The following is a 15,739-nucleotide window of genomic DNA, read 5'->3' as shown; positions in this document are numbered from 1 at the left end:
TTTTAAATAATACGATACATCAAATAAAGTCCCGCTAAAATGATTAAAATGAAAAACAAAATATCGAAATCTCTATTTTTAATCGCTGCCAACATCTCCAAAACCATCAACATCAACACAATAGCTATAGAAGCATAAATGAAAATGCTTGATAACGGTGATATCAAAACGCTTACAAGTTTCGGATAACCCATTCTAAGTTTCAATTCCATAATAAATAGAATTACACCCACAATAATCGTCCTAAATTCGTATTTGTATAATTTGTTTCTCAATTTATTCATAGTAGTGCCTCCCAAGATGTTCTTTACATTACTTTGAATATACTTTTCTTTATTATACCATATTCGTTTTGTCCGAATAAAAAAACGCGAAAATTTTTGCAAACTTTCACGATTAAAATTTATTACGACAAATTAAAAATAACAAACCATTAATGCTAAGAATATCATACGGAACAAATTGTTTTGATTTCAAATTGAAAAAATCCGTCAAAAATCGTACCGCGTAAACGAAGTGTGCTTACGATTTTAGGATTTTGAGATTATGAAATCTTCAATTTGTGGAGTCTAGATATTCGTGCATTAAGGTTTGTTATCCAGTTTTTTAGCATTAATGGTTTGTCATTAATTACTCAATATTTAATTTTTCAAATTTATTCTAAAACTGGTGCCATTAGAACTTTTCCAGTTCCTCTATACACATTCACAAGTCCTTCACCGCTTGTCGCAGAACCTATCAATGATTTACCAGCTCTTTCAACTGTAAAACTCAACGATCCACTCCAAGCAATTGCCATATTTCCATCTATCTTCAACACATCATTGTCAAGCGTTATTTCAATCAATTCTTCTCTTGGTACATAAGATTCCAACGCGACAATTCCCGTTCCATGTAATCCTAAGTTGAATAGACCTTCGCCACCAGCAACAGCCGATGAAATATTGGATTGCATAATAGCTTTGTGTTCCAATTCAGAATCACAAGCCAAGAACAATCCATCTTCAATAATGATTTCGTTGTTCCAATCATCTGCATCCAACAATAAAATGTGCTTGTATGTCGGTTCCAAAACCAAAAGCCCGTCGCCTGTGTATTCTGGTTTTATCGCACCTTCACCAGTTACAGAACCACGCAATGCTTTTTTGAAGAAATCTCCAGCACCTTTTATTCCAGTAGTTGAGCTAACATTTCCAATCATCCATTGCATAGCACCTGCTTGTACAGTTATATTTGATTGAGAAACATCACACACCAATTGTCTTCTTCTGACATTCATTTCAGATGCGAAATAAGAGCTTTGTGCTTGTTCGTAATCAACCGACAAATCCCTCTTGTATTCTACAACTTTAAACGCTCCATTTTGTTCCTTGATTATGACATCATCATTATCTTCAAAATTTTTAACTTTAAACATATAGCACCTCTTTTCATGAATATTATATCATATTGTTCAATTCGCTAATTTGCTTTTTGCAAAATTTGTTATATAATTACATCTTGGCTATTTTTAAATTTTATTATATAATTTTACAAAAGAAGGAGAGAACTATGAAAAAGAAAATATTAAGCACATCCCTTGCATACGTCGCAGTGCTAACTGGCGCTGGTCTTGCAAGTGGACAAGAAATCTTGCAATATTTCACAGCTTATGGCAAATCTGGTTTGTGGACTGCGCTATTTGTTTTGTTGTTGCATACATTTATTGGAGCGATTATTTTAGAGTTGGGTTCGTATTATTTTGCAGATGAACACAGCGATGTTTTGGACGAGATAGCATCCAAAAAATTCACTAGAATTTTCGACATTTTACTTATTTTGACAGGATTTATAATCGGATTCGTAATGCTATCAGGTGCAGGATCCAACCTCAACCAACAATTCGGACTAGCTCCATGGATAGGGTCTTTGATTTGCGCACTACTTGTAATTTTCGTGGGAATGATGGATTTTGAAAAAGTTACAAGAATTATCGGAGCATTCACGCCAATTATTGTTGCGTTAATTTTAATCGCATCGGTCTATACAATTATAAAATTTGACGGAAGTTTTGACCAATTGGATCCAATTGCAAGAACTATTCCAAAAAATTTCGGCAATCCTTGGCTTTCTGTAGTCAACTATTTTTCATTGTGTATGATGGTTGGTTTAAGTACGGCGTTTGCAATCGGTGGCAATCACGTTTTATCAGAAGAGGCCAAAGTTAGTGGATTGTTGGGAGGATTTATCACAGGAACAGTAACCGCTCTTTTGGCAGTTGTACTATTCATGAGAGTCGACATATTAAAAGATGCAGATCTTCCAACACAAACTCTAATCGAAGAAATCAATCCAGTTTTAGGTTTGATAATGAGTTTTGTAATATTCGGAATGATTTTCAACACAGCTATCGGCTTGTATTATTCGTTAGCTAAAAGAGCTTCCAAGGACAATCCTACAAAATACAAAATGTATTTGATTGGATTTGTAACAATAGGATTTTTTCTAAGCTTTTTAGGTTTCAGAAAACTTATCAGCATCACATACCCTATAATTGGTTACGCCGGAATAATTTTGATAATATTTTTGATTTACGCATACATCAGAGATTTTCAAAAAATCAAAAAAGAATCCAAAAGAAGATTTAAAATCTTGGATTTATTGGAAAAGAAATACGACGATGATCAACATTACAGCAAAAAAGATGCCTGAAAAGTAAAATCCATGATTGAAGATTCAAACTTGGACAACAAAGTTTTGAAAGAAGAAATGGAAACAATGGCTGAAGAAAATCAATCAGATGATGATGAAGAAGATACGGAAGAATAATTTACGGGCTACTATATCGGTAGCCTTTTTTATTTGAGATTTTGTAGATTAGAAAATCCTCTGGCTAAGAATATCATACGAAACAAATTGTTTGATTTCAAATCGAAAAAATCCGTCAAAAATCGTATTTGCGTAAGCGTTAACGTGCTTACGATTTTAGGATTTTGAGATTTAGAAATCTTCAATTTGTGTAGTCTAGATATTCGTGCTAGAGGATTTTTCTAATTCTTCGTGCCATATGATTTCTTGCTTCTCCTAATTAATTTTATTTGTTATTTTCTTGCATCATATTTTCATAAGTGTTATACTAGTTGAAATATTTTAAAGCGAGGAGATAATATGAAAACCAACAAAAAATCACTAATGAATTTTCTAATTCCATCGATTATTGGGATAATTATCTTCATGATACCCGTAAAATTCGATGGAGAATGGACTATAATTGTCAAAATTTTCGCTGATTTTATAGCCAAAACCATCGGCGATTATCTGCCAGCACTTTGCACAATAATAATTACGATATCTTTTGTGATGAGTGTTTTGGCAAGTTTCAATGTAAAATTCATCAAAGAAAACAAACTTTTAGATCAAACATTTTCTGTAACGCCTGTGTGGCTAGTACTTAGAATTTTGGGATTTATAGTCGTGTGGATGGTCGTGTTGAAGAACAAGCTTAACCTTGGGCCGTTTTTCGACATGATAGTTGCCGATGAATCTGCTACATTTATACTCAACGATTTGTTAACATCACTTGTAATAATTTTTGTAATAGCAAGCATGCTTCTTCCACTTTTATTAGATTTCGGACTTTTGGAATTTATCGGTGCGATTTTCACAAAAATAATGCGCCCAGTATTTTTGATTCCTGGACGTGCCGCAGTAGATTGCATCACAAGTTGGATTGGAGATGGAACATTGGGTGTCATGCTGACTGCAAACCAATACGAATCTGGATATTATTCTGCAAAAGAAGCTGCAATTATTTCTACAAATTTCTCTGCAGTTTCCATCACATTCAGCCTTATCGTTTTATCCCAAGTTGACATGGTCGACTATTTCGGAGTGTACTACCTTTTGGTCTGCTTAGTTGGAATTGTCTGTGCGATTATAGTCCCAAGAATTCCACCATTATCACTCAAAAAAGACGACTACGTTGTAGACTCTAATCATGATAACGAAGATATTGCAGAGAATTATTCTTCATCGGTACAATACGGACTAGATTTGGCAATCAAACGTGCAGAGTCTCACAAAGGAATCGGAGAATTTTTGAAAAACGGAATCGAAAACGCATTTGGAATGTGGTTTTCAGTAATGCCGATTGTTATGATAATCGGAACAGCATCACTTGTACTTGCAAACAACACGCAAGTTTTTGAAATCTTGGGCAAGCCTTTCTTGCCACTGTTGAATTTTCTGAAAGTTCCAGAAAGTTTGGCAGCATCCAAGACAATGATTGTAGGATTCAGCGACATGTTCACACCATCCATCATCGCTGCAAGCACAATTCAATCGCAAATGACCAAGTTCATCGTAGCGACAATCTCCGTAACACAATTGATCTATCTATCAGAAGTCGGTGGACTAATCCTCGCATCGTCAATTCCTGTAAACTTGTTCGAATTATTCGTTATATTTATCGAACGAACAATAATTTCGCTTTTGATAGTAGCACCAATTGCACATTTGTTGTTTATGTAAACGAAAACCAGAGAAACATTCTCTGGTTTTTTTTGATTTATTCTATTATCCACGTAATAGTAACAGTGTCTTGCACATCAATGTCGTCAGCCTCGATGTCTATGTCATATGTCGATGCCGCTTCACAAACCATCCAATCATCCATCGGCGAAGAATATATCTCAATTTCTCCCCACGAATATTCTATGTTTAGTATTTCCTTCAACTTCACACCAGAAGCCTTCGCCAACACCTTTGCCTTCGTCGTAGAATCTTCTACGGCTTTTTCTAGCAAATCATTCTTGACCTTTTCCTTGTCCTTTACAGTGTGATTGATTTCAAACTTCACTTTTACATCGCAATGCGCCAATTCGTACAAAACTTTCCCCAGTATCTTATTGTCATTTTCAAACTCAATATATGTGCGATGCTCGTATTCGTAACCTACGAACTTTTCCTTGTAGTCGTTATTTTTATCGTGATAACTCTTATATTTTGAATCAATCGAAAAATGAGTTGTCTTCAAATTCTTCGGATCGAGCCCCGCATTTTTCAAAGCGTCTCGTAAAATCCTCGTGTCTTGTGTCGATTGTTCAATAGTTTCGTCGTAATTCCAGCGCAAACCCTCAGCTTTTATCGTAATCTTGATAGTGTCAGGCTTCACCGAAATCTTTCCCTTACCTTTTACACGAATAGTTCTTTCCATAATAATCTCCTTTGTTGATAAATTTATCCTACAACTTCGTCGATATACTCTGCTTGTTCCACGATAAGATCGATGATTTTCGAGCGATAATCTTGTGGATATTTGTATTTTGCAAGAAGCCTTTTTATCGTTCTTCTCATATTTGCCCTGCCCGATTCTCTCATCATCCAATCAGAAGTCATCTCGTTTGCAATAGTTCTTGTCAAATCCTGCGTAAACTTCACAAGCTCCTCGTTAGTGTAAAAGTCTGTAATATTTTCAGGCTTACTAATCGCATGATAAAACGCCAACTCTTCCTTGCTAAGACCAAGCTTCTTGTTCTCCTCATCCATCTTCACCATATCTTGCGCTAGCTTTATCAGCTCTTCACGAATATAATCCAGATTGTACTTTGACTTCTCATCTTCCACAACTCCCACAAAATGGTCCAAACTCTTCGCATTATCGACCATATTGTTTCGATATCTTTTCATAATATTTTGAAGTCTTTCGGAGAAATCCTGTCCCTTGACAATATCTCCCTTGGAGAAAATAGCAATCTCATCCTTTAATAATTTATTCAAAAGTTCAATACTGATATTTTTTTGTTCCATCTTTTTGATTTTTTCCATAAACAAAGGATCAAACAAACTAAAGCCATTCTCAAAATCTTGGAACAAATTGATAACGCCGTCGCTGTGAATAGATTTTTCTAAAAGTTTCGAAATCTCCATATCGATTATGTGTTTTGGAATCTTACCACCAATTGTAATCCTGTTCAAACTCGTTCGTATAGCTTCGATAAATGCAGCCTCTCTTTGCTCATGTTCTGAAGTAATCGAAGAACACAAAGTGTGCGATTGTTTTAATTCGTAGGATAGCTTCTTGAATTTATTTTGGTTATCTTCTGAAAATCCCAAAACGTAATTCAAGCCATTCATTATAAGTTCTGCAATTTTTTCGTCATTGACATTTTCATCGAAGATTTCCTCATAATCAAACCTTTTGAGATAAACTTCCCTAATTTTTTCTAACTTAGCTACAAACAAAGGATAAGCAGATTTTCTGATATCGGCATTGTCGATAATTTGTTGGTCAGATTTTGTATAATCAATCATAGCCTTCTTCAACGCATTTGCAATCCCAATGTAATCCACAACCAGGCCGCCCTCCTTGTCCTTGAACACGCGGTTAACTCTCGCGATAGCCTGCATCAAATTGTGACCTTGCATTGGCTTAAACACATACAACGTCGCCAAACTCGGAACATCAAATCCCGTCAACCACATATCCACGACAATCGCAATCTTGAACGGATCATCGTCGTTTTTGAATTTGCTCGCCAACTCTTCCATATCGGATTTGTTGCCGATAATCTTCTTCCAATCCTCCGGATCGTTGTTGCTTGAAGTTGCCACCACATTGACCTTCTCATTCCAATTAGGACGAATCTCCATAATTTTCTTGTAAATCTTCACCGCAATTTCTCTGTTGTAAGCGACAATCATAGCCTTTCCTGTCAGAAGATCTTTTCTAGTAGTTTCGTAGTGATGAATAATATCGCGAACAAGAGTATCGATACATTCATCAGATCCGATAACCTGCTCCAACCTACTCAAATCACGCTTACTTCGTTCGATATCATACTCATTCGCATTTTCAGCAAGCTCTTCGTACTTGTCATCAATCCTCTTCAAAATATCAGAATTCAAACCTAGATTAATCACCCTGTTTTCATAATACACAGGCTTAGTTGCTCCGTCCTCAACAGCTTGGCTCATATCGTAAATATCAATATATTCCCCGAAAATTTCCTGCGTATCCTTGTCATTCTTGCTAATAGGAGTTCCAGTAAAACCAATATAAGTAGCATTCGGAAGAGATTTTCTCACAAGCCTTGCCATCCCCGACTGAACCTTCCCGTCTTTTGATATTTTTTCACGAAGACCGTACTGTGACCTGTGAGCCTCATCTGCAATCACAATAACATCGTCACGATCAGTCAACGACTCATCAGACTCAGCGAATTTTTGCATCGTTGAGAAGAAAATCCCGTTCGACTTTCTGTCATTAAGCAAATCGTGCAAATTCTTCCTCGAAGTTGCTTGAACAGGAGTTTGCCTCAAAAACCTTCTCGCCCTTGCAAACTGTTCAAAAAGTTGTGTATCCAAATCATTCCTGTCCGTCAACACCACAAAAGTCGGATTAGAATACCATTGATCCATATTCATCAAATAATGCACATAGAAAACCATCGACTTCGATTTACCTGAACCTTGCGTGTGCCAAAAAACACCACCCCTGCCATCGCCGATAGCCATCGCTTGTGTAGTAGAATGCGCAGCCTTTTCCACAGCAAAATATTGGTGATATTGCGCGAGGATTTTATTTGTAGAATCATTTTGATGCTCGAAAAAAATGAAATTTCTGATAATATCCAACAACCTATGTTGCTCCAACACGCCTTCCACAAGCGTCTTGTAATCTGCATACTTCGTCGACTCATACGAACCATCCGTCGATTTCCATTCCTTATACCACGATTCTCCCGCAGTAATAGTTCCCACCTTCGTAGTCGTAAAATCAGAAATAATATTGAAAACATTGTACACGAAAAGCTCTTCGATATCGTGCTGATAGTTTTTGATTTGCCTGTAAGCGCTCGACACATCAGAATTTAACGAAGTCATCGATTTAAGTTCTACGACAACTAACGGAAGACCATTCACATACACCAACATATCTGGCCTTTTCGTATCCTTGCCGACAATCGTAAGCTGATTAGTCACCACGAAAGTATTATTCATAAAATGATCGTAATCAATCAAATGCACCCTGTCTGTCACAGGCATGTCATTTTCCAGGTGAACAATTTCGATACCGTTTTGCAAATATTCGAAGAAAATCTCGTTTCGATCCACAAGAAGGCCCGCGTCGATATTCTTAATCACATGAATAGCCTGATCAATTGCAGCATCTTCCAGCTCACAGTTAATTCTTCTAAGAGACTCCCTCAACATCTCAGATGCAATCGGGCTTTTCATACTGTCTCTTACAATATCTTGGTGAGCCACGTATTCATATCCCAAATCCTCGATAGCCTTGATGAAAATCTTCTCAAAACCATCTTCCAAATAAACATCACTCATTTTTGACCTCCTCTCCCTCGATTTTAATATTACTAACATCAATCTCACCCGCCATCAACTTCGGTAGCAAAGCATCACGTAATTCGGCAAGCTTGGTGTTTTGGTTGTTTAAATATAATTTCATTTTAAACATAGGTTCTATTATTTTTTCAAAACTTTCTAATTCTTTTTTCTCAGGGAAAATTATTTTTATTTTCTTTAAATTCCTTTGATTAATTTTTTCTTGCACAGCACCGGTTACAATATTATTAATAAACATCTTTGATAGCAATAAATAAATGTATTCGGTTGAAACTAGCGTACCTCTCATAATATGAGCATGATTACTAACCCAAAATTTTTCATCCACATAATTCAAAATTGGAAATCCTTCTTCTGTTCTTACAGTCCCATCCTCACCCATCAGTAAATACTTACCATCGAATAAATAATTGTCTACATAGTCAATTATTCCATTGGCCCCGTAATAAGGATAATTTTTCTCCATTTTATCTCTATCCATTTTTGAAATAGGCACTCGTTTGTTATCGTAAAGATTTATTATCTCTCCCAACTCTTTAACTTCCCAGCCTTCTGGAATCATTCCCAACTCACTCTCAACAAAATTCCCATCTTGAAACGGTTCAAAATCCACAAACCACGATTTGAATATCGCTTGCGCTTGGCTCTCTAAGTTGGAAATAATTTTATTGTTTATTTCGATTTTTGAGTCTAGAATAATAAAAATATCAGCAATTTCTTTCTGAATGTTTTCACTTGGAATTCTAACTTGAATTTTTTTCAAATCTGAAATAGTAACATGTCCAAGACCTGTAGTTTGCTTATTTCTTGCTATTTCTTTAAAAAAAGGTTTTAAATACTTCAATATATAGTATAAAAAATCAGATTCAATCTTATTATCATTAGGCAGAACCTTGAATATATGCTGATTCAAGTAACCCTCTTTTTCCTTAAATTTATGTGTGTCAATTGATGTATCAGGATTTCCTGACCACGCAAATAAAATATCTCCTTTTTTTATATAGAATTTTTCATCATTATTGATTGAATATTTTGTATTAGAAGAAAGTCCAGTATTTAATTCTGCAATTTTAATTACTGGAAGTCCCGTAATATTATAATCATCTTTTTTAAATGCTTTTCCATTTATCCATTCTGCTAATTCATATAATTTTATTGGCGTCCATTGATTTGGAAACATTGGACTATATAAACTCTTTTTTTTAAATTCCATAGCCAATAGCTCCAAGTTGTTCCTTAATCTTTTGCTCCAACTCGTTGGATTCATCAAACAAATCTTTTAACTCTTCTGTTAGTCGTTGCATTTTGTCTTCGAATGCTTCTCCGTCATCATCCATTTCTTCAAGTCCAACGTATCTTCCTGGTGTGAGTACGTATAGGTTTGTTTCTATTTCATCCATGTCTGCTGCGTGTGCGTAGCCCAATTCTTCGACGTCTTTTCCATTGACGAAGTTCTTGTAAGTTGTGGTAATTTTCATGATGTCTTCTTCTGACAAGTCGCGGTGCGCTCTGTCTATCATGTGGCCTAAGTTACGGCAATCCAAGAATAGTGTTTTGTTTTTTTGTTGTTTGTTTTTGTTTAATATCCACAACGACACTGATATTCCCGTGGAATAAAATAATCTGTCGGGCATTGCTATGATGCATTCCACTAGGTCATCTTTTATTATATTTTCTCGGATTTCTCCTTCTTTTCCAGATGCAGACAATGATCCGTTGGCAAGTACGAGTCCCATTTTGCCAGTGTTATCATCCAAATGGTATATCATGTGTTGCATCCATGCGTAGTTTGCATTTCCTTGTGGTGGTGTTCCATATTTCCATCTGGAATCTTCTGATAGTTTGTCGCCGCCCCATTCTTTTAGGTTGAATGGTGGATTTGCCAATATGAAGTCTGCTTTTAATGATGAGTGTTGGTCTTTGAAAAATGTATCTGCAGCACCGTGTCCCAAATCACCTTCCAATCCGTGAATGGCGAGGTTCATTTGCGCAAGCTTCCACGTATTGGTGTTGTATTCTTGTCCGTAAATTGATATTTCGTTGATTCTTCCTTGGTGATTTTCTACGAATTTGGCAGATTGTACGAACATTCCCCCTGCGCCGCAACAAGGGTCGTACACACGGCCTTCGTATGGTTCGAGGATTTCTACGAGTGTTTTTACGATGCTTGTTGGTGTGTAGAATTCGCCGGCGTTTTTTCCTTCAAGAGATGCGAATTGGGCGATTGTGTATTCGTAAGTTCGTCCGAGGATGTCTTTTGAGTCGCCGTGTTCTTTTAGTTTCAAATTGTTGAACAAATCTACGACTTCTCCAAGTCTTCTTTTATCAAGTTCGGGACGTGCGTAGTTTTTCGGTAGTATTCCTCTTAGTCTGTCGTTTTCTTGTTCTATTGCAACCATGGCTTCGTCGATTACTTTTCCGATTTCTGCTGTCATTGCTTTGGATGCTACGTATTCCCATCTGGCTGTTTTTGGTACGAAGAATACATTTTCTGCGATGTATTCGTCTCGGTCTTCTTCGAACCCGTCACCTTCTTCTAATAGTTGGTTGTATTTTTGTTCGAATGAGTCCGATATGTATTTGAGAAATATTAGTCCAAGTACAACGTTTTTGTACTCTGCTGCATCTATGTTGCCTCTTAATTTGTCTGCCGCTTGGAAAATTTCTTTTTCAAATCCAAGGTTAGCTCCTGTTATGTTATACATGTAATCACCTGCTATATTTTCATTCTTGTTTATTAAATATTCTTACCTATTATTATACCAAAATGAGTTGGTAAATTCAGTATTGTAGCATTTGATTTTCTGCATAAAAATAAATCGAAAATTTGGTTTCTTTCGATCTGATTTTAAAATTTTGGAAAAATAAATTATTCTTCTCCAAATATATCCAAGTTTTCTATGAATCCATTTTCTTTCCACCACGTTGCGACATCTACATCGTATCGTTTTGTGTCGTAATCTATGTCGATTGCTTCGAGGTCATCTAGTTCACGATCCACTTAGAACAGATGTAGTTTGCCTTTTACTGAAAATGGAACGATTGGGATTACGCGGTTGAATATCCACGAATATCCCTCAAATATTTCATCATCATCTAAAAATGCGTCTGATCTGTCTTTTTTTGCATAGAAAAAGACGATAGAGATTTTAATTTCTATCGTCTTGTATCTTTAGTATCTAGTTTTATTCAGCCAGGCAAACTTAGGTTTATCAGTTTCTTTTTATCATCAATGGAGATCCGTATTCATCTATTCCATTGTCAGAGAAACCAAGCGATACCCAAAATCTATGCGAATCCTCTTTAGCGTAGTTAAGGGCGTAATAAATTGCGCCGTCGTTTTTTGTGTATTCCATAAGCGTTTGGAAACATTTGTGTCCTGTCCCGTTCCCTCTATACTCTGGAAACACCCAAAAATCAAGAATGAAACATTTTCCGTCCTCGCTTTTGTAAGTGCAGTACTGAGAAGCGCCTATTTTAACTCCGTCACGCACAAAATATACCATGTGTAAAGTGTCCGGAGTGCGCAACATATAACTTTGCAATACATCTCGATACTCCGCACTCTGGAAGTATTTCTTTTCTTCCTCTGTCGTTATAAACCCGTCATTTACCAAATACTGAAACTGAATGTCCCAATACTCGTTGATTTTTGAAACAGGTATCTCCTGAATGAATATCATTTCAACATCCTCCTCAAATTCAAAATTTATCTATACTACCCTTATCCTATCATTTATCACTTCAATAAAGGCTATGACTGTCGCTCCTATCATCGTCAGTCCGTAAGGAATAAATAAGAATCCGATAATAAGTCCCGATATTCCTGTTCCGACTTCACCTTGAATGAAAGAAGCTATTGCTCCGAATATGCAGAACAGCACAACGATATACAAAAGTGCCGTTCCTATGCCAAGTAGGAATTTCAGAAAAGCTGTCACGGCTCCTAAGACAAGACTAATCGGAAATAAGATAATTTTCAAAATCCATAGCATACACTACCTCGTTTTTCTCTTTGGCTTGTGTGCTGCTTAGAACCTTTATTTTGGTAGATAATGGCGCTAAGCAACACACAAGCTTTCAGTTTTTTCGGTTTTTGACTTTGGTAGAAGTCTTGAACTCCTTGTATTTACATAACTATTTGCCTATATCACTATTATGACACTAAACCCACCTATAAAATCCTATAGTAAAATCAATAGCTAAAGCTGCTAATTTTTAGATCTATTCAGGTGGACTATTAATCCTATAAACTGGGATTTCTATATTTTTTATATTATCTAAACACCAAATATGAAGTAAATAATTTGAATATTAATAAACAATTCCATCGCACCAATTATATTAAGAAAGGCAAAGAACTAGTACTTATTCTTTATCACTAAAAAGACCAAATACTACAACTAGTACAGAAGCAAATAAAGAAATCACTGAAATATTATTAACTGCTGCTGGTGATGCTAATTGTTACATTTGAAAAAATAATAAATAAAATTGTAATGATAAACCTTAAGTTTTTTATATCAGATTCCCTTTCTTCTTATGAAATACTCTTCCTGTAAAGCTACCGAAGAATTTGTTAATTATAAAAAATTTACAATACTTTTTAATTAATTCTTATTGTTTAATACATTATTTTTAAACATATGAACGTACATATTCTGAAATTAAGTCCTCTCCCCAACATAAAACAACTTCTTCTGAAAAAAGTTCAATTTTGTTTTTAAATTCAGAATATAATTCTCCATCTTCTTTATAGAATATACGAAATAATTTTGATATTGTGTTTTTTGAATAAATATGATAATTAATATCTACATTGCAATACTTTTCATTATCATTTGCCGGATTATAATTAATAGAAATATATATTCTATCAAAGCTTCTATTGTAAAGATAATGTGCAGAATTATGTTCCATATTTATTGAAGTATAATCTACTCCATTTTTAGATTTACTTTTATATTCTGATAATATTGTAGAAATTAAATCTAAATTATAACAATTATTTAACTTTTCTAAAGCTTTGACAAAGCATATGCTAAATGTATTAACTAGCAAAGCATTTTTTTCTCTTATTTCTTTTAAATCTATTTTTCTTTTTTCATTGTATTGTCTAATTTCAAACTTTAACCTTTCATTATTATCTATTTTTGTTTCTTTAAGAAAATTTTCAATTAAGTTAATTAATTCATCATAATCTGGTCTCTCTTCAGGATTAATATTTAAACAAATTGATATAATATTATTTGCAAAAATTATATCTTCATTATTAGCAAATTTTTTTACTAAATTATATTCATCAACAAACCAATAATTTGATGGTAGAAAATCATTTTCTACACCATTTATCATATACCAAATGACTTTTCCAATTGAAAATATGTCTCCTTTATGATCAACATTGTCAATTCTTCCTTTTTCATATTCTGGAGCAATAAACATCCTTGGTCCAACTGCTATTTCAACTTCAGTCAATCTTTCTTTTTCTTTATCTAAATAACAAATCCCAAAATCTGTTAAAAACAATTTATAATCCTCTCCATCTTTTTCATATAAAATATTATCTGGCTTAAGATCTCTATGATAAATAGGATTTTTAAATTTTGAAATCTTATTCAATGCGCGTAAAATAGGCAACAATAGTTCTAAAGTTTTTCTCACATCACCCTTTGTGTAACATAATAAATCATTAATATTACCATCATATTTTTTCATTTCTATATAAGATTCTTTAATATCATTAGAATCAACAAAAACATCATAAACATCTATTATACCATCAACGTGATTATCTTTAAAAAATCCCATTATTTCTAATTCTAATTCAAATCTCTTTATTTTTTCTCTAGAAGAAGTATTCCTTAAATACTTTCTGGCTTTTAAATCTTCAGTAAAATATATGTCAGAATTTCCACCTCGTTTATCTGGTTTTACTTTCATTGTAATTTCCCCTTGCAAAAATAATATATATAACAATATCTTATAAATTATATATTTTTATTATTAAATTCCTCAATGATTGATTTATAAATTTTTTTCTACTTTTTATCTCGCTTTTGTAGCTTCTTTATATTCGTATTTTCTTAAATTTATTTGTTGACCTCTAACATATTAAATCTAGCTTCCTAAATAATTTCTAAATCTAAATTTATATCATGTAAATAGTCATAAACACTTTTGTCAATTTTCTGATCAAACAAACTAATATTCTATGTTAATAAACGAAAAATCTAGCTCCCATCAAACTTTAAATTTACTTTTTAATATTTTAAAATTCGGTTTTCTTTGCACTATTTATATTATGTTTTCTTGTTTAAATACCCCTACAAATTCGAATTTATCTATTTATTGCTTATAATAATTATTTCTTTCCTTCTAATTTTTTAATACCTCCATCTCCAAGTTTTTCAAGTGATAACAGTTGTGTTCTTGCAAGTTTTCTAAGTTCAATCATTCTATCTTTTTGATCCACACCTTTTCCAATAAGAATTGCATTATAGCTTTCCATATTTGCAAGCACAAGTAATTCATTCAAACTTGCATAGTCTCTCATATTGCCTTTTAAATCTGGATTTTCTTCACGCCACTGTTTTGCTCTTTTGTTAAATAAGGCAACATTGAGCATATCTGCTTCACTTGCGTATTTAAAAGATAATTGTTCATTAGTTAGGTCTTTTAAGAGATATTCTTTGATTGCATCTGTATGAATTTTATAATTAATCTTTGAAATTTCTCTATGAAGATTCCAAGTTAATGATAGTTTTGAGTTTTCATCTTCCTTCAATCTTTTATAGTCTTGAATAATATAAAGCTTAAACTCTGGAGAAAGCCAAGACGCAAATTCCATTGCTATATCGTAATGAGCATAAGTTCCTCCATATCGGCCCGCTTTTGAAACTATACCTATGGCATCTGTAGATTCTATCCATTTTCCTGGGGTCATTGTGAATCTATTTAGGCCTGCTTCATTTCTAAACGTGTCGAATTGCACACGGTTAAAATTTGGATTATTCAAAACTTCCCATAATCCTATAAATTCAAGGGTGTTTCTATTTCTCATCCAATTTTGAATAACAAATCTTGGATCATCTGTGTTTTTATATTTTGCTATATCTGTTAAGCTTATATAATCATTTTTAAAATCTTCGGTATATACTTGAATTGAAAATCCCTTAGCAGAAATTTGATCTTTCTTCGACAATTTACTCCCTCCTTATGCTGGTGAACTCTTTACAATTTCAAATCCAAGGTTAGCTCTGTTATGTTATCCATGTGATCACCTGCTATATTTTCATTCTTGTTTATTAAATATTCTTACCTATTATTATACCAAAATGAGTTGGTAAATTCAGTATTGTAGCATTTGATTTTCTGCATAAAAATAAATCGAAAG

General features: G+C 34.0%; 13 protein-coding genes. 2 read left to right on the top strand and 11 right to left on the bottom strand.

What is annotated here, in order from left to right; all coding sequences use genetic code 11:
• Positions 1-2 precede the first annotated feature (2 nt).
• Together DES33_RS06030 and DES33_RS06025 are read right to left on the bottom strand one after the other, a co-directional pair.
• Positions 3-284, bottom strand: coding sequence for a hypothetical protein (locus DES33_RS06030; protein WP_094206748.1), 282 nt, complete (start codon positions 282-284; stop codon positions 3-5).
• A 371-nt stretch (positions 285-655) separates the two neighbouring features.
• On the bottom strand, positions 656-1,417 hold the full coding sequence (locus tag DES33_RS06025; RefSeq protein WP_110058393.1) for an AIM24 family protein: 762 nt from the start codon (positions 1,415-1,417) through the stop codon (positions 656-658).
• Between the two features lie 134 nt (positions 1,418-1,551).
• Between DES33_RS06025 and DES33_RS06020 the strand changes: the two genes are divergently transcribed.
• Both DES33_RS06020 and DES33_RS06015 read left to right on the top strand, forming a co-directional pair.
• A complete protein-coding gene (locus tag DES33_RS06020) occupies positions 1,552-2,691 on the top strand; it encodes a YkvI family membrane protein (protein WP_249033618.1) in 1,140 nt (379 codons plus the stop codon).
• A 456-nt stretch (positions 2,692-3,147) separates the two neighbouring features.
• The gene (locus DES33_RS06015; protein WP_110058392.1) at positions 3,148-4,509 is read left to right on the top strand and encodes a YjiH family protein; all 1,362 of its coding nucleotides are present in this window, start codon (positions 3,148-3,150) and stop codon (positions 4,507-4,509) included.
• A gap of 37 nt (positions 4,510-4,546) precedes the next feature.
• Here the strand turns inward: DES33_RS06015 and DES33_RS06010 are convergent, their stop codons facing one another.
• The 9 genes from DES33_RS06010 to DES33_RS05965 form a co-directional block, all read right to left on the bottom strand.
• Positions 4,547-5,194 (bottom strand): SIMPL domain-containing protein, encoded by a 648-nt coding sequence (locus DES33_RS06010; RefSeq protein WP_110058391.1) that lies wholly within the window; start codon positions 5,192-5,194, stop codon positions 4,547-4,549.
• 23 nt (positions 5,195-5,217) lie between these two features.
• The gene (locus DES33_RS06005) at positions 5,218-8,322 is read right to left on the bottom strand and encodes a type I restriction endonuclease subunit R (RefSeq protein WP_110058390.1); all 3,105 of its coding nucleotides are present in this window, start codon (positions 8,320-8,322) and stop codon (positions 5,218-5,220) included.
• Entirely contained in the window at positions 8,315-9,556 is a 1,242-nt protein-coding gene (locus tag DES33_RS06000) for a restriction endonuclease subunit S (RefSeq protein WP_170111625.1), read from the bottom strand. The genes DES33_RS06005 and DES33_RS06000 overlap by 8 nt, the downstream gene beginning before the upstream one ends.
• Positions 9,546-11,048 (bottom strand): type I restriction-modification system subunit M, encoded by a 1,503-nt coding sequence (locus DES33_RS05995; protein WP_110058388.1) that lies wholly within the window; start codon positions 11,046-11,048, stop codon positions 9,546-9,548. Before DES33_RS05995 ends, DES33_RS06000 begins: the two co-directional genes overlap by 11 nt.
• Positions 11,049-11,212: 164 nt before the next feature.
• Positions 11,213-11,344 carry a hypothetical protein gene (locus DES33_RS09910; protein ID WP_282956200.1) on the bottom strand — a complete coding sequence of 44 codons (132 nt, stop codon included), beginning with the start codon at positions 11,342-11,344 and terminating at the stop codon, positions 11,213-11,215.
• A gap of 211 nt (positions 11,345-11,555) precedes the next feature.
• Positions 11,556-12,026: a GNAT family N-acetyltransferase gene (locus DES33_RS05985; protein WP_110058387.1), complete on the bottom strand. Its 471-nt coding sequence runs from the start codon at positions 12,024-12,026 to the stop codon at positions 11,556-11,558.
• A gap of 30 nt (positions 12,027-12,056) precedes the next feature.
• Complete coding sequence (locus tag DES33_RS05980; RefSeq protein WP_110058386.1) at positions 12,057-12,338, bottom strand: CD1845 family protein; 282 nt, start codon at positions 12,336-12,338, stop codon at positions 12,057-12,059.
• A 643-nt stretch (positions 12,339-12,981) separates the two neighbouring features.
• Entirely contained in the window at positions 12,982-14,286 is a 1,305-nt protein-coding gene (locus tag DES33_RS05970) for a protein kinase domain-containing protein (RefSeq protein ID WP_110058385.1), read from the bottom strand.
• Between the two features lie 421 nt (positions 14,287-14,707).
• A complete protein-coding gene (locus DES33_RS05965) occupies positions 14,708-15,547 on the bottom strand; it encodes a KilA-N domain-containing protein (protein ID WP_110058384.1) in 840 nt (279 codons plus the stop codon).
• Between the last annotated feature and the right edge of the window lie 192 nt (positions 15,548-15,739).

The sequence above is a fragment of the Finegoldia magna genome (assembly GCF_003182075.1).
In the GTDB taxonomy this organism is placed as follows: domain Bacteria; phylum Bacillota; class Clostridia; order Tissierellales; family Peptoniphilaceae; genus Finegoldia; species Finegoldia magna.
This window is presented reverse-complemented; position numbering and strand designations above follow the sequence as displayed.